Raw genomic sequence first — 14,881 nt, forward strand, 5'->3', positions numbered from 1 at the left:
AATACTTTGTACTTTTATGGTAATTTTATGTTTTTCTTTTTGTTTTAGAAGGAGTTTTTTTGTAAGAACTGGAGGTTCCATTCAGGATTGCCTGTAAAGTTAAAAAGAAAATTGGCATTAAGGAAAGCGTAAGGAGCCTTAAGGAGGACAAGTAAAAAAACACACACGTTATGCTTTTTACAATTTGCAACATATATAAAAAGCCCTCTTGAAAATAAGAGGGCTTTACAAGGGATAATTATTATCCTTTAAGTTTGTCGCGTAGAACCATTTGCAGGATTCCGCCATGACGGTAATAATCTATTTCAACATCTGAATCGAAACGAACAAGAACATCAAATTCTTTTTTGTTTCCATCTTCATCTGTTGCAGTAACTTTAAGGATGTCACGTGGTTTAACATTTTCATCCAGTTGGACAGCAATCGTCTCTTTACCAGTTAAGCCAAGTGTTTCAGCACTTTCACCTTTTTTAAATTGAAGCGGAAGTACACCCATTAACACAAGGTTTGAACGGTGAATACGCTCAAAGCTTTCAGCGATAACCGTTTTAATTCCCAAAAGATTTGTACCTTTTGCAGCCCAGTCACGAGAAGAACCCATTCCATAATCCTTGCCGGCCAGAACAACAAGTCCTGTTCCATCCTCTTTATACTTCATTGCAGCATCATAGATGGATGTTACTTCGTTTGTTGGCCAGTAAGTTGTATAGCCTCCTTCTGTCCCTGGTGCAACCTGATTACGGATACGAATGTTTGCAAAAGTACCGCGCATCATAACTTCGTGGTTGCCTCGGCGTGAACCGTAAGAGTTAAATTCGCGCGGTTCTACACCATGCTCACGTAAATATTTTCCTGCAGGAGTGTCTTTTCCGATTGCGCCTGCTGGTGAAATATGGTCAGTTGTAACGGAGTCGCCAAATTTAGCAATGATACGTAAATCTTTTAGTGGTTTTACCTCATCTGGATTTGGAGACAAGTTTTCAAAAAATGGCGGGTTTTGAATATAAGTTGACTGATCATCAAATGTATATAACGGATCATTGCTCGTTTTAATTTCATTCCAACGTTCATTGTCGCTAAATACATTTTCGTATTCTTTTCTGAATAGTTCAGGCGTTACCGTTTGTTTAACGACAGCATTTACTTCTTCAGTAGATGGCCAAATGTCCTTCATGAACACATCGTTTCCGTCTCTGTCTTTTCCAATTGGATCCTTAACAAGATCGATATTAACCGTTCCAGCTAAAGCATAGGCGACTACTAAGGTAGGAGAAGCCAAGTAGTTAGCTTTTACAAGAGGGTGAATACGTCCTTCAAAGTTACGGTTTCCAGAAAGAACAGATGTAACGAGTAAATCATTCTTAGCAATCGCTTCCTCTATTTCATCCTTTAATGGACCTGAGTTACCGATACATGTTGTACATCCATAACCAACTAGATTAAAACCTAGTGTTTCAAGGTATGGAAGAAGGCCTGAATCACGCAGGTAACCAGTTACTACTTTTGAACCTGGTGCCAAGGAAGTTTTCACAAATTTAGGAACCTCTAAGCCTTTTTCTACAGCTTTTTTAGCAATAAGGCCGGCACCTAACATGACATAAGGGTTAGAAGTGTTTGTACAGCTCGTAATGGCTGCAATGGCAACAGCGCCTGTTTTCATTGTAGTAGAATCACCGTTTTTAAAATCAACTGTAGCTTCTTTATTGATTTCTTTAGCATTTAATCCAAAGCCTTGATTTCCAACAGGTGCAGTTACAGCTTCCTGGAACGCTTTTTGCATAGCTGAAAGCGGTATTAAGTCCTGTGGACGTTTAGGTCCTGAAAGATTTGCTTCAATGTCAGAAAGGTTGATTTCAACAACATCTGTATAAACCGGCTCATCATTATCAACCGTAAAGAACATATCATTTTCTTTAAGATACTTTTCTACAAGCTGAATTTGCTCTTCAGGGCGTCCTGTTAATTCCAAATAAGAAAGTGCTTCATTATCTACCGGGAAGAAACCGCATGTAGCTCCGTATTCTGGCGCCATATTGGCAATTGTAGCACGGTCAGCGAGCGGAAGTGTTGCTACACCAGGTCCAAAGTATTCAACGAATTTGCCAACTACACCTTTTTGACGAAGGACTTGAGTTACCTTAAGCGCAAGGTCAGTCGCAGTCGCTCCATTTGGAAGTTCACCTGTAAATTTAACACCGATTACTTCAGGGATTGGGAAATAAGATGGCTGCCCAAGCATTCCTGCTTCTGCTTCAATACCTCCAACTCCCCATCCAAGAACGCCAATGCCGTTAATCATTGTTGTATGAGAATCTGTTCCTACTAAGCTGTCAGGAAAAGCTTCAAATTCTCCATCTTCATTCTCAACTGCATGGACAACGCTTGCAAGATACTCAAGGTTAACCTGGTGAACGATACCTGTTGCTGGCGGAACAGCACGATAATTGTCGAATGCTTTTTGAGCCCAGCTTAAAAACTGGTAGCGTTCAGCATTTCTTTCAAATTCAAAGTCCATGTTAGTTTGCAAGGAATCAGGTGTTCCGTATTTGTCTACCTGAACAGAGTGATCAATTACAAGATCTACCGGTATTTCAGGGTTAATTTTATCAGGATTTCCGCCGATATCAGCCATTGCTTTACGCAAGGAAGCTAAGTCAACCACTGCTGGCACTCCTGTAAAGTCCTGTAAAATAACACGTGAAGGTTTAAATGGAACTTCAGCATCCTTCACTTCTTCAGATCCAAATTTCGCTAGATTTTCAACATGCTCTTTAGTAATTACACGGCCATCTAATTGGCGAAGTACAGATTCTAGTAATACTTTTACGGAATAAGGCAGACGAGATAATTTCGCTACCCCAGCTTCCTCAAGAGCCGCAAGACGATAGTAATGATAACGCTTGCCATTTACCTCAAATGAAGAGCGTGCGTTAAATACATCGTGTTTAGCCATTGCGATTCCCCCTCTACAACATCTCAATTGATTTTTGACGAAAAGCTCGAATTATAGCAATTTACTTTTCTCACAATTTCAATCTTAATACAACAATTTATATAAGTAAATAACAAGAATGTTATTGTTTCCAATAAGTTTTCCTTATCAATAGCAAATCAATCAGCATTTTTTACCTTTTCAATACGATTAAACCTGATTCTAATTGGTTCATTTTTATTTTCAAGCAAGAAAAATCATTATTTTAAGATACTATGAGTAGTTTCCTCAAAAAGGCATAACATACTACTGGGGGTGAAAATGATGACGAAAAGAAAAGCAAATCATGTCATTCCAGGCATGAATGCTGCAAAGTCACAGGGAGGCGGCGCAGGCTATAACGAAGAGACTGCTAATGAACCGCTGACAGAAGCGCAGAGGCAAAATAATAAAAAACGAAAAAAGAATCAGTAATGTAAAATGGGGACCGCTTTTTGCGGTTCCCTGCTATACATGCGCTGACATGTTTTATGCTTTTATAATCCTCATTTAGGATAAATCGGAAAGCTCCTTGACTTCATGAACGATTTGTTCAATATCACTTCTAAAGGTTTCCAGCTGTAAGCGCTGCGTCTCGCTCGCAACTTCCATTGCGTTTTCAATCTGTTGAGTGGTTTCATTAATTTCTTCCCTTAGACGCTTCAGCTGTCCTCCGGCGTCTTCTCCATCCACTTGAAAATCCCTATAGGCATCTTTGGTTTGCTTCATTCCCTTTTCAACAGCTTGAAACGCATGCTGTTTATCCTTATGGTAAGGTGTCGGATTCATTGGCTTTAATGCTCCCTTCTATGGTTCCTGCAAGAATAGCATGCTCCATTTCCAGAAGAATATTCAGTATAAATATTCTAGAAACACACATCATAAAACCAGGAGGGATGAAAGTTGACAAATAAAAATAACGGCAAAGATATGAGAAAAAACGCACCAAAGGGTTCGCATCCGGGTCAGCCTGAGCCTTTAAGTGGTTCTAAAAAGGTAAAAAACCGTAACCATTCTCGACAAAAACATAATTCCGGGCACGATATGTAGAGCCCTTTTTGATCAGATCGAACAGATAATATTTCCATCTGTTGGTCTGATCCGCTTGACTATCACTCAAGTCTAAAATAATGTCCAAAAAAATTTTGCCAGATTCTACTTTTAGCTAAATTTGTAGTTTAACCGTAATGAATAATGGCAATAATAATAACAAGATTGATAGAAACAATAAATAGATTGGAGGAATTTTAAATGAGTTTTATCATGTACTTAATTGTAGGAGGAATCATTGGCTGGTTAGCCGGTATGATTATTGGAAGAGACGTTCCGGGAGGTATTATTGGTAACATCATTGCAGGAATTGTAGGAGCGTGGCTGGGCGGCGCTATCTTTGGAAACTTTGGACCAACTGTTGCCAGCATAGCCATTCTGCCAGCCTTAATTGGAGCTATAATTTTAGTGTTTATTCTTAGTATTATCCTTCGCAGTGTAAGCAATAGGGCTTGAAAATCTAAAACATGTTGAAGAATTGTCTAAACAGGATTAAGGGAGGTTCCGGGAGCTTTAAATAGCGCCTGGGCCTTCCTTTTCCTTTGTTTTGCATAATAATCCAGCAATTTTTGTTTCCAAAAATAATTAAATAACACGTTTTGTATTAACGCTCGCAAGTTAATGATAAAAAGCTTTTGAAATCCCCGACAGTATAAGGCTTTATCCTCTCAGTGTAAGGCAGTCATCTATACAAAAACCTTTTACTATTTGTTAGTAAAGCTTTTTGTATAGATCAGCGTAATATAAAACATCTTTAACGTATCGTTCACTGTGATTATAGGTATAAACAGCCTGTGTTATATTCCCCTTAGAAGCACCATTTTTTGATAAAAATTTAGCTGCGCTGAACACAGCATCCTCCAGGTTCCATGGATCAGCCTTTCCATCCCCGTTTGCGTCCACCCCATAACCGCCATATTTTTTAATCACACTCGGATCTTCAAGGTCTACTTTGGGTATACTCCCCTTTCCAAGTCCTTCACAGGATGGATACTTCCATCCTACAAAAGTACAGGGCATAAATTGCATTGGCCCCTCAGCTCCTACAGGTGAAGTCATGGTAGTCATTTTTGAAAATCTTGTCTCTACTCTATGGTGGGCTGCAAGCAGATACCACGGTATATCATACTTCTTTGCTGCTGCTTTATAAATGGGGATATATTCCGCTGGAACAGGTCCCTTTTTTTCTGGAGGCTTTACCTCTTCGTGTTTCTTCATAGTAAGCCCTGCATAGATTGCCAGGATAATAATTGGTATGGATAATATAATAAGGGGTGATTGCTTAGAAACAGGCGCTTTTTTCTTCTTGTTTGATTTCTTTTTGCCTTTGCTCATAAAAAACGTATATCCTTCCTAACGACACTGATGCACTAGTTTATTTATCATCTCCTAATTGGAACGAATTATACCATACTAAGCTTTTTTTTGTTGACTATACAAGTAATGCAAGTAAAGTTGTCAGACAAAACCCCTGTTTATTCGGTATCCATAAAGTAATTCTGCAGCTGTTCCCTAAGTGCCCGTTTTAAAAACTTTCCTACTGAGGTTTTTGGGATTTCATCCATAAAAACAATGGAATCAGGAATCCACCAGTTTGCGAATTGCGTTTTCAAAAAATTCTTCAGTTCTTGTTCTGTGACAAGTTTTTTATAAGCATCCTTAAGGGTTACACAGGCTAATGGCCTTTCCTGCCAACTTGCATGGGGAATGGCGACCACTGCAGCTTCCAGCACTCCTTCATGCGACATTAAAGCATTCTCAAGGTCGACGGATGAAATCCACTCTCCGCCGCTTTTTATTAAGTCCTTTGTGCGGTCCGTAATTTTAATATAGCCTTCCTCATCCATTACAGCAATATCACCGGTATACAGCCATCCGTTTTTAAAAGCTTCCTGTGTCCTCGTATCATCATAGTATTCGCTGGCAATCCAGGGACCTTTTACAATAAGCTCACCCATTGTTTTGCCATCCCACGGTACCTCTCCCTTTTCATTTACAACCATGACCTCTAAGCCAGGCACAACAAGCCCTGTTTTGGTTCGAATATTAATTTTTTCAGCAAGATCAAATTCTTTCATAGAGCTTTTCAATTTAGACAGGCTGACAATTGGACTTGTCTCTGTCATGCCATACCCCTGAATAAAAGGGACACCATACTTTTCTTCATAGGCCTGTATCAACCCTCGGGGGGAAGCCGCACCGCCGCTTACTAATGCACGTAAACTGGAAATAGAAATGTTATATTCCTCTAATACCTTTAATAATCCGATCCATATCGTTGGAACGCCTGCGGTGATGGTTACCTTCTCACTTTGAATTAACTCAGCAAGAATTTTCGGTGTAAAAGAAGGTCCAGGAAGAACCTGTGTGGTCCCAAACCATACAGCAGCAAAAGGCATTCCCCATGCATTTACATGAAACATAGGAACAACCGGCATTGCTACATCTTCTTCGCGCAGTCCCAGAGAGTCAGCCATCCCAAGTGCCATGCTGTGAAGATAAATGCCTCTATGAGTATAGACCACTCCTTTTGGATTGCCCGTGGTTGCAGAAGTGTAGCACATAGCAGCAGGAGATTGCTCATCCAAATCGTGCAGTAAAGGGTATGAATGGTCTCCTTCTTCTACTAATTTTTCATACGAATATACTGGAGAAAGCGTCGTTCCTGGTAAAACGCTTTCATCACTCATAATAATAAAGTGCTCAACAGTGGTTAATTGATCTTTAATGCTTTCAACAACTGGAAGAAGGTCAATGTCGATTAACAGAATGCGATCTTCTGCATGATTAATGACATACACAAGGTGTTCCGGAGACAAACGGATATTGACCATATGCAGAACGCCTCCGCGGCACGGTACTGCAAAGTAAGCTTCTAAATGACGATGATGGTTCCAGGCCAGTGTCCCAACCCTGTCACCTTTTTTCATGTTGAGTTTATCCAAAGCACTTGCAAGGCTTCGCGTTCTTCCAGCCCAAGTACGGTAGTTGATTCTTTGAATACCGGAATGGGTTCTGGAAACAATCTCCTTTTTGGGGAAATAACGCTCTGCTCTCTCCAAAAAAGGGGTTAACAAAAGCGGTGTATCCATCATCATAATAGCCTCCTTAAACAAAATTCTTTCACAAGTTCCTTAACATCTGTGCTCAAAGGCGTGTGCAAGATTGTTTCAAACGAATGATTAAAAAAACAGCAGAGTTCTTAACAAAGCTTATACCAAAACTACATGCTTGAACCTTTCATCGTTCCTAATACCTATTTCTCTGTTCCTCCTTAACAATCCTGCTGCATCAACTCCAATATAATAAAAAAATCCTGTTAATGTTTTTTGCAAACTTGATTGCCATTTGACACAAAAAAATGATGAACATTACAAGTTTTGAATACCTATGAAAAGATGCTGCCAAGACGTGGAACATACGGATTAACTTTTACAATAGCGAAAGCACAGTCTTAATGAAAAAGAAAAGGAACAAGAATAGAAGTTAAAATTGCCGAAAGCCCCATCCCAATTCCAGATACAGCTCCCTGGAGGTCTCCTTCTTTTACAGCGGCACTGGTCCCAATACCATGAGAGATCGTTCCGATTGAGAGTCCTCTTGCAACCGGGTGAGTAACCTTCATTAGTTTTAAGTAAAAAGGACCAAACATCGCTCCCATCATCCCTGTAATCATTACTAATGCACCAACCAACACAGGATCTGCTCCAATCTCCTTTGCAACAGCTGAAGCAACTGGAATAGTAATGGATTTTACACTGAAGGATTTAATAAAAAAAAGAGGGAACCGGAAGCAGTATGCCAGCAGGAGTGCTGTAGTTATGGTAGTGGAAGTACCCAGTACGATACCAATTCCAATTGAAGATAGATAACTATTTATTAACCTCCTATTTTTATAAAGAGGAATGGCGAGAGCGATCGTTGCTGGTCCTAATATGGAAGTAATCCAATGTTTTGCTGTGGAAAAATCATGGTATGTTAAGTGGCTTGTCTTTAATCCTGAAATTAGAAGAATCGTGCTAATAAACACAGGCGCAGTAAGCGGAGAAGGAAATTTTCTGGCTATATATAGAGAGAACATGTAGAGAATAATTGTTAGAACGATGCTATAAATGGTGATGATGCTGTTCATTTTTCTTCCGCTCCTTCATTCTGGCAATGCTTTGTGAAGATATGCCTGCGGCTGCCATACCTGTCATCGTGCTAACCATCAACGTGATGATAATTTTTATCCCGCTTGTCAAGAAAACTTGCCCAAGGGTCATAAGGCCAGCAGCAATCGGGATGAAAAAGAAAGATAAATGCCTTAATAAAAAACTGCCTGCTCCTTCGACCCATTCTAGCGGTATTAACCCCGCGGACAGTAAAACAAACAGTATTAGAATTCCGGCTACACTTCCGGGTATTGGAAGGTGGAGAAGTTCCATGAGCAGTGCACCTGCTTCATTAATTATCGTAAGAATTGCAAATTGTCCTATGAATTTAAGCCATTTTTTCACGTATCCATTCCCTCCCTTAATTAAAAAATAGTAGGATAGGTCGTTTTTACACTATTTCTTTAAACATCATCAAAACTCCTCCCATCTATAATTGCTTCTTAAAATTAGGATGTGGTAAATTTCAACGTTAATAACTGCTCGTTTTTCAGCTCATTTTACAGTAAAATTACAACTTTGCTGAAAGGAGTGTGAAATGGCCGTTTCACTCGAATGAGCTAAAAAACAACAGTGTCCTTTAACACGGCCTAAAATGATAAAAGCCGACCTAATAAGGACGGCTCCGTTTATTTTCCGTTATTCAAATCGAATAACAATTTTTCCTTTGGCATGGTGGCTTTCGCTTAGGGCATGGGCATCCTTTACTCCTTTTTCTGAAAAAGGAAACGTTTCGCCAATGATGGCTTTTACTTCGCCCGTTTCTAATAAGCGTGCAATTTGACTCAACTGATGTCCATTCGGCTTTAACCAGATTGACTCCGCTTTTACAGAATGTTTTTTTGCATAATCTGAATTCGGTTCTTCAACGATGGAAACCAGTCTGCCTCCTTTTTTCAAGACTTGAAAGCTCTTGAATTGTATCTCTCCACCCATCGTATCAACAACCACATCATAATCAGACAAAACGTCTTCAAATGCGGTGGTACGATAATTAATGACTTCATCAGCCCCTAGATCTTTTAGAAAATCGATATTTTTTTCGCTCGCTGTTGTAGCAATATAGGCTCCGGCATGTTTGGCAAATTGTATGGCAAGGCTGCCAACCCCGCCGGAGCCTGCATGAATTAATACTTTTTCTCCCTGCTGTAAATGGGCAGTGTCAAATAATGCCTGCCAGGCTGTGAGACCTGCTAATGGAATCGAGGCTGCTTCTTCGAAAGAAATATTATCCGGTATTTTTGCGAGGAGGTTTTCATCAGCCGCGGTGAGCTCTGCATATGTTCCAAACCGTGTTGTTTCCGGTCTTGCAAATACCCTGTCCCCTTTTTTAAATTCCTTCACATTTTTACCTGTTTCAAGAATAATCCCTGCTGCATCCCATCCAAGAATAATCGGAAAGTCAAACGGCAGTATGTTCTTTAAATATCCCTCTCTCAACTTCCAATCTATGGGATTAATCGAGGTTGCTTTTATCTCAATTAATACCTGGTCATCCTGTATCTTGGGAGCTGGCACTTCCATTTCTTTGAGGTTCTCTTTTCCGCCATATTGTTCAATAACTACTGCCTTCATATACTTGCCCCCTCCTTAAACTTCTACTTTAGGAAACACTTCTTATTTGTTCTCATATAGGACAAGAATGCTTCCGCTTTCAAAGCTTTCCGTATAAGAATCCGCCTGTTCTTTCCCGATTCCATACGCAAGGAGAAGATCTTTTACATCTTCATATGAATAATGATTAACCATTGAAGAGATTGGGCCAGCCGCAATTAATGCTCCCATGCCTGGAGTGACAAGACCAGGCACAATTGTTCCGCCTCCGAAGCCAGCCAAAAAGCGGCCAAACATCCCAAATGCATTTTCATTGACAGGATGTTCTTCCTGTACTTTTGTTTCGCTTGCCACATGATCCATAGACTCTTCATCCTTTGCCAAAATGGAAAAACTCTTTGAATCATAGCCATCTTCAATATATCGGTTAATTTCTTCAGTGGCTTCACTTTCGTTTTTGTAAACTCCCAGAACCTGCTTGGTCATTTCTATCCCTCCATTTTTAGTTACTTAGGTACAGAATTCCCTTAAACTGTGGAATCAAACTAAGGATTAACGAAACGGTTTAAAAAAATATGATCTGATAAAATTCTAGGGTCTTTTCGTAAACTTTGTTGCTATTGGACACAAAAACATCATTATATATATTCAGTATTAAAACTTGTGAAAAGCACACGAAAAGATGCCATGAAGACAGACAACATACGGAATAATCCTTTGTACGTAAAGCAACAATCTATGAGAAAAAAGCCAAAATCTATGTTGTAAACTGCTCGTTTTTTAGCTCATACTTATGAAAATAACGTTTCACAGGCCTTTCAGCTCAGCTGAAAGGCCCGAATAGCTAAAAAACAACAAAGTGGTATGTTTTTAGTTTTGTACTCTTGTATTCATTTAACATGACTAAATGCTCAGCAGTTCTCTAATGTCTGATTCAGATAAGCTGGAAAGCATCGTGTCACCAGGCTGTACAACTTTTTCAATTAATTCTTTTTTCTTTTGCTGAATCTCGTAAATTTTTTCTTCAATCGTGCCTCTCGCTATTAATCGGATGACCTGAACGACATTTTTCTGTCCAATGCGATGCGCCCGTCCTGCAGCCTGCTCCTCCACTGCGGGATTCCACCATAAATCATAAAGGATCACTGTATCAGCTCCCGTTAGATTAAGCCCTGTTCCGCCTGCTTTTAAAGAAATTAAAAATACGTCTTTCTCACCTGAATTAAATCGGTCAGCCATCTGCAGGCGATCCTGAGAAGGTGTTTGTCCATCTAAATAAAAATTAGCGATTCCTTCCTGTTTCAATCGCTGATCAATGAGTTTAAGCATGCTTGAAAATTGAGAGAAAATCAAAAGTCTTTTGCCGCTTTCCATGGCATTTTTCACAATTTCCAGAAGTGCTTCTAGTTTTCCGGACTCCTTCTGGTAGTTTTCTATAAATAGCGAAGGATGGCAGCACAATTGCCTAAGTCTTGTTAATCCTGCAAGTATTCTAATTCTATTTTTATTAAAACCGTCTGATTCCATTGACTCTACAGCCTCTTTTTGAATTTTATCCAAATAAGCAAGATAGAGCTCTTTCTGTGATTTTGTCAGTTCAGAATAATGGTTAGTTTCTATTTTCGGCGGAAGCTCCTTTAGAACATCCTTCTTCAATCTTCTTAGAATAAAGGGACGGACCATTCGGGAGATTTTTTCTTGAGGCATTCGCCTGAATTCCAGCTGGCTCGGAAAAAAGCCGGGCAGCACAATCTGAAAAATGGACCACAGTTCATCAAGGGAATTCTCAATAGGTGTACCGCTTAATGCAAACTTCTGTCTTGCCTGAATTTGTCTAACTGCTGCAGCGGTTTTTGTGATCGGATTTTTTACCACCTGTGCTTCATCCAGAATAATAGTATCAAACACTCGATGTTCATAAAAATCAATATCCTGTCTGAGAGTTGGATAAGAAGTAATCAGGACATCTGCATTGTCATTCTTCTCAAGTAATGCGCGCCTTTCTTTTGGACCGCCAGCAATGACCTCTGTCTTAATATCGGGTGCGAATTTATTGAATTCGCTTTTCCAGTTGTAGACAAGGGATGCGGGCGCCACCACAAGAAAGGATGCTGAATGGTTGTTTTGCTTCATTAACGACAGGATAAAGGAAATGCTTTGCAGTGTTTTCCCAAGTCCCATATCATCTGCCAGAATTCCGCCAAATTGATAATGGGATAATGATTTTAACCATTGAAAACCTGTTTTTTGGTATTCCCTTAAAGTGGCTTGAAGGCTATCCGGTATATCGTATTCATTATCCTCTGGATTTTTCAAATGATGAATGAGCTTACGAAAACCTTTGCCCATTTTAACTGCATACTTATTGCCAGTATTCAGGACGTCATCTACTTGCAGTCCCCTGTAGAGTGGTACATAGATCTGTTGGCTGTTAAATTCTTTTTTTCTGATGTTTAATTCCTCTATCAGTTTATCGATGCTTCTAAATTCTTCGTTCTCCAAGGATATAAATTGTCCATCCGAAAGCCTGTAATAACGTTTTTTTTCTACAATCGAACGTAAAATCAGGTCAATTTCTTTACGATCAATTCCTTGTATATCAAAATTGACTTCCAAGTAATTTCCTTGAGTTCCCACATCAATAGTGGTCGTTGGAGTGAATTCTGATTGCCTAAAATAGGACTCAATTTCTCCGGCCATAAGAATCTCTGCTTTGTCCTGGAGTTCTGGAAGAATATAATACATAAATTCATAAATGGAATCTGGGTCATCTTCTAAATACAGCTGCTTTCCATTAAATTTTAAGGAAGAGTGTTCAATTATAGACATGATTTCCTGTTCTTTTTCCGAATCCCTAATTAAGATGACATTACCGGCAGGATCCTTCTGCTCCTCATCAAAAGGATTAAAAGCAAATGCCCCATAATGATATTCGAGCCTCAAGTAAAGTTTTTTTTCCTTTTCTTCGATAAAAATTTTTGTGTGAAGTGCAGGCTGCTGAATATGTTCTGCCATTTTTGAATCAAGCTCCACCTTTCCGAGCGTACGCAAGCCCGGCAAAACATTTGAAAGAAAAGAGCCCATTTGGCTGCGATTGATCCTTAGCTCAGGAATGTATGTGTGAGTTTGGAATTCCAGCAGTTCCTTAATCAGGTCTTTCTTCTCTGAATCCGGACGATAAAAGCTGCCCTTATAAAACAGCCATCCATATGCATGAAGATAGGTCATGTCTTTCAATTCATCGAAGCTGAAAAGAAAGTCCTCATCTCCTTCAAGTGCTTGTATTTCAAAAGAAAAAGGCAGCATTCCATCCTTAAATTTAATTGACTCAAATGTTTCCTGGAAATACTCAAATACAAAGCCCCTATCAATCAGCTTAGCGAATAAAGTATCCGCGGCAAGGGGAGGAATAATCATTTCTTTGTCATTATTACTTTGCTTTGCCCAGTAAAAGGTGCTTGTTTGGCTGTAGAGGTTTTCATTTTCACGAATTCCCTGTAAAAGTGAGAGGATTTCTTTATCTTCTTTTATGAAATAATGCTCATCCGGCTCGTAAGAAAACTTTTTAGTAAATTCATGCTCCTGTCCATTTTCCACTTTCTGTAAAAAATCATTCATATTCCGCACTACATACAGCCGGTCAACCCCTACCTTCATTTGTATGGCTAATAATGCAGAAGAGTTAGACAAGCCTCGCCGCTGCAGCGTGCATATAAATTCTACTGTTAAAGGTTTTTTCGCTGTTTTTTGTGTTGTTTCAATGGCAGTTTGCTGAATGTTTGTAAACAGCTCCATAAATTTGTCCGTTTTTTCATATTGCATAGAATGAAGGATTGATTCATTCTTTAATCCCATTTCCAATTGGCTGATGCCAAGCAGGGCAGCAACCTCATGTTTGCATTCTCCATATTTTTCATAAGCCATGCATTCACAATAGGTACTGAGATTTCCACGGTGATAAGTAATTGAAACAATATACATTTCACTGCCTTTCACCTTTACAGTCCAGGAATGTTCCTCGGGTTCTTCTTTAATATCAGCAACCCGGCCTTCGTAAAAATAAGACTCGCCCCGCTTAAATATTTGATTTGTATAGTATATTTTAATCTCGTCTTTTGAAAGAAAAGAAGTAGGCAAAATCATCATCTTCCTATGTGTTTTTTTGAACTTTTTCTATTATATAACGTTTTGAAGAAGAAATTAAAGTATAGGGCATTTCCCTCTCATTCCTATTTCCTGGTTTTGAAGAACAGGCAATAAATACTTTTACACGTGAAGGATAACCTATAAAAAAGGAGGCGAAAAATATGGCTTCAAGAAATAGACGTACTCTTGTTCCTGGAACAAGAGAAGCTTTAGACCAATTTAAAGGACAGGTAATGGCAAAACAGGGGTATAAAGTAAATCCCAATGAGCCAAATAAAGTAAAGTACGAAGTTGCAAGTGAACAAGGAGTCCCGTTAAAAGAGGGCTATAACGGACATCTGAGCGCTGAACAAGCAGGGAAGGTCGGCGGACCGATAGGGGGAAGCATGGTAAAGGAAATGATTAGAATGGCCCAGGAGCAATTGAGTAAGCAAAGAAAATAACTCAGAGAAATTTATGTATTAATTGCTTGTCAATATGAAAGCGATAGAGACAATAAAGTAAGCTAACAAACATGAATGTCATTTCCTGCTTAGTGATGAAAACGCCGATACCAAACATTTGTTCTTATCGCAAAAACTAATCATACTTCAGTTCTAATGTTGTTTTTGAATAAAACTATTTTTGGGATATTTGAAAAGCTTTCAATATGGGCTGGATATGGACGGTTTTTAAAGCTTAACGGAGGAATCGCATTTAAGGGTTCCTCCAATTTTATTTGTGGTGTTATTATATCTTCTTCCATCGTTAATTGGATTCACTTTAATCACCACACCAGCTTTTTTAGCCGCTTTTGATTTTGCAATAAAGTTCCAAACTTGTGCATCAGATCCCTGAGAATCAATGATAATTTTATTAGACTCCCCACTGCTCGTTTTTGTACTGCATGCCGAAAGAAAAACAATGAATAAACCGATTAACCCTGCCCATGCTATTTTTTTCATCATTTCTTCCCCCTCCTATTGATAGAGTCCTGTCGCTTTTTCTCTAAATTTAAATGAAATGA

Annotated in this window: 14 protein-coding genes; 4 read left to right on the top strand and 10 right to left on the bottom strand. The window is 39.2% G+C overall.

From position 1 onward, the window contains the following. Positions 1-241: 241 nt before the first annotated feature. Positions 242-2,953 (bottom strand): aconitate hydratase AcnA, encoded by a 2,712-nt coding sequence (gene acnA / locus A5N88_RS04565; RefSeq protein ID WP_066263587.1) that lies wholly within the window; start codon positions 2,951-2,953, stop codon positions 242-244. 303 nt (positions 2,954-3,256) lie between these two features. On the opposite strand from acnA, the gene sspO reads away from it, so the two are divergent. Beyond that, positions 3,257-3,406, top strand: coding sequence for a small acid-soluble spore protein SspO (sspO, locus tag A5N88_RS04570; protein WP_066263590.1), 150 nt, complete (start codon positions 3,257-3,259; stop codon positions 3,404-3,406). 75 nt (positions 3,407-3,481) lie between these two features. Here sspO and A5N88_RS04575 read toward each other — a convergent pair whose 3' ends face one another. Continuing rightward, on the bottom strand, positions 3,482-3,760 hold the full coding sequence (locus A5N88_RS04575) for a hypothetical protein (RefSeq protein ID WP_066263593.1): 279 nt from the start codon (positions 3,758-3,760) through the stop codon (positions 3,482-3,484). Positions 3,761-3,874: 114 nt separating this feature from the next. Between A5N88_RS04575 and A5N88_RS04580 the strand changes: the two genes are divergently transcribed. Beyond that, entirely contained in the window at positions 3,875-4,021 is a 147-nt protein-coding gene (locus A5N88_RS04580) for a small acid-soluble spore protein P (protein ID WP_066263595.1), read from the top strand. A gap of 201 nt (positions 4,022-4,222) precedes the next feature. Next, positions 4,223-4,477 (top strand): GlsB/YeaQ/YmgE family stress response membrane protein, encoded by a 255-nt coding sequence (locus A5N88_RS04585; RefSeq protein WP_066263599.1) that lies wholly within the window; start codon positions 4,223-4,225, stop codon positions 4,475-4,477. Positions 4,478-4,732: 255 nt separating this feature from the next. Here the strand turns inward: A5N88_RS04585 and A5N88_RS04590 are convergent, their stop codons facing one another. From A5N88_RS04590 to A5N88_RS04620, 7 genes are all read right to left on the bottom strand, one after another. After that, a complete protein-coding gene (locus A5N88_RS04590) occupies positions 4,733-5,356 on the bottom strand; it encodes a lytic transglycosylase domain-containing protein (RefSeq protein ID WP_066263602.1) in 624 nt (207 codons plus the stop codon). Between the two features lie 140 nt (positions 5,357-5,496). Further along, positions 5,497-7,116 (bottom strand): long-chain fatty acid--CoA ligase, encoded by a 1,620-nt coding sequence (locus A5N88_RS04595; RefSeq protein WP_083953023.1) that lies wholly within the window; start codon positions 7,114-7,116, stop codon positions 5,497-5,499. Between the two features lie 359 nt (positions 7,117-7,475). Then, the gene (locus A5N88_RS04600) at positions 7,476-8,153 is read right to left on the bottom strand and encodes an LrgB family protein (RefSeq protein ID WP_066263608.1); all 678 of its coding nucleotides are present in this window, start codon (positions 8,151-8,153) and stop codon (positions 7,476-7,478) included. Continuing rightward, positions 8,128-8,520, bottom strand: coding sequence for a CidA/LrgA family protein (locus tag A5N88_RS04605; protein ID WP_066263610.1), 393 nt, complete (start codon positions 8,518-8,520; stop codon positions 8,128-8,130). Before A5N88_RS04605 ends, A5N88_RS04600 begins: the two co-directional genes overlap by 26 nt. Before the next feature lie 294 nt (positions 8,521-8,814). Continuing rightward, complete coding sequence (locus A5N88_RS04610; RefSeq protein WP_066263612.1) at positions 8,815-9,750, bottom strand: NADP-dependent oxidoreductase; 936 nt, start codon at positions 9,748-9,750, stop codon at positions 8,815-8,817. Positions 9,751-9,792: 42 nt separating this feature from the next. Further along, positions 9,793-10,215 (bottom strand): general stress protein, encoded by a 423-nt coding sequence (locus tag A5N88_RS04615; RefSeq protein WP_066263614.1) that lies wholly within the window; start codon positions 10,213-10,215, stop codon positions 9,793-9,795. A gap of 417 nt (positions 10,216-10,632) precedes the next feature. Further along, the gene (locus A5N88_RS04620) at positions 10,633-13,866 is read right to left on the bottom strand and encodes an SNF2 helicase associated domain-containing protein (RefSeq protein WP_412733808.1); all 3,234 of its coding nucleotides are present in this window, start codon (positions 13,864-13,866) and stop codon (positions 10,633-10,635) included. Positions 13,867-14,036: 170 nt separating this feature from the next. Between A5N88_RS04620 and A5N88_RS04625 the strand changes: the two genes are divergently transcribed. Continuing rightward, complete coding sequence (locus A5N88_RS04625) at positions 14,037-14,318, top strand: alpha/beta-type small acid-soluble spore protein (RefSeq protein WP_066263618.1); 282 nt, start codon at positions 14,037-14,039, stop codon at positions 14,316-14,318. Positions 14,319-14,546: 228 nt separating this feature from the next. Here A5N88_RS04625 and A5N88_RS04630 read toward each other — a convergent pair whose 3' ends face one another. Further along, positions 14,547-14,822, bottom strand: coding sequence for a hypothetical protein (locus A5N88_RS04630; protein ID WP_066263621.1), 276 nt, complete (start codon positions 14,820-14,822; stop codon positions 14,547-14,549). Positions 14,823-14,881 lie beyond the last annotated feature (59 nt).

It is taken from the genome of Heyndrickxia acidicola, from assembly GCF_001636425.1.
Taxonomy (GTDB): domain Bacteria; phylum Bacillota; class Bacilli; order Bacillales; family Bacillaceae_C; genus Bacillus_AE; species Bacillus_AE acidicola.

Excerpts from the sequence above, each read along its gene's own strand:
- acnA (WP_066263587.1), bottom strand. The coding sequence starts at position 2,953 with ATGGCTAAACACGATGTATTTAACGCACGCTCTTCATTTGAGGTAAAT.
- sspO (WP_066263590.1), top strand. The coding sequence starts at position 3,257 with ATGACGAAAAGAAAAGCAAATCATGTCATTCCAGGCATGAATGCTGCA.
- A5N88_RS04575 (WP_066263593.1), bottom strand. The coding sequence starts at position 3,760 with ATGAATCCGACACCTTACCATAAGGATAAACAGCATGCGTTTCAAGCT.
- A5N88_RS04585 (WP_066263599.1), top strand. The coding sequence starts at position 4,223 with ATGAGTTTTATCATGTACTTAATTGTAGGAGGAATCATTGGCTGGTTA.
- A5N88_RS04590 (WP_066263602.1), bottom strand. The coding sequence starts at position 5,356 with ATGAGCAAAGGCAAAAAGAAATCAAACAAGAAGAAAAAAGCGCCTGTT.
- A5N88_RS04595 (WP_083953023.1), bottom strand. The coding sequence starts at position 7,116 with ATGATGGATACACCGCTTTTGTTAACCCCTTTTTTGGAGAGAGCAGAG.
- A5N88_RS04600 (WP_066263608.1), bottom strand. The coding sequence starts at position 8,153 with ATGAACAGCATCATCACCATTTATAGCATCGTTCTAACAATTATTCTC.
- A5N88_RS04610 (WP_066263612.1), bottom strand. The coding sequence starts at position 9,750 with ATGAAGGCAGTAGTTATTGAACAATATGGCGGAAAAGAGAACCTCAAA.
- A5N88_RS04615 (WP_066263614.1), bottom strand. The coding sequence starts at position 10,215 with ATGACCAAGCAGGTTCTGGGAGTTTACAAAAACGAAAGTGAAGCCACT.
- A5N88_RS04625 (WP_066263618.1), top strand. The coding sequence starts at position 14,037 with ATGGCTTCAAGAAATAGACGTACTCTTGTTCCTGGAACAAGAGAAGCT.
- A5N88_RS04630 (WP_066263621.1), bottom strand. The coding sequence starts at position 14,822 with ATGATGAAAAAAATAGCATGGGCAGGGTTAATCGGTTTATTCATTGTT.